The 256-nt window shown below is 64.1% G+C and carries 1 protein-coding gene; it reads right to left on the bottom strand.

What is annotated here, in order from left to right; all coding sequences use genetic code 11:
* The coding region (locus G3I54_RS01675; RefSeq protein ID WP_239144181.1) for a kelch repeat-containing protein at positions 1–256 on the bottom strand (256 nt) is incomplete at both ends.

Consider the following 256-nt stretch of genomic DNA (forward strand, 5'->3'; position numbering starts at 1 on the left):
TGTCGGTGTAGGTCCACTCCTTGGTCTTCGGGTCGTAGATCTCGTTCTTGCCCGGGACCAGCTGGCCGATGTCGTCGAGGCCGGAGACGCTGAGGATCTTGCCGTCGCCCAGCGTGGTGAGCGTCGGGTACCAGCGGGCCTCGTGCATCGGGTCGACCTTGATGTACTTCTCGGCGACCGGGTCGAACTCGAAGGCGTCCCGGATGCCCTGGAAGTCCTTCTTGTCGAGGGCGAGCTTCTGCGCGATGCCGTACGT

This window comes from Streptomyces sp. SID14515 (assembly GCF_010548505.1).
GTDB classification, from domain to species: domain Bacteria; phylum Actinomycetota; class Actinomycetes; order Streptomycetales; family Streptomycetaceae; genus Streptomyces; species Streptomyces caviscabies.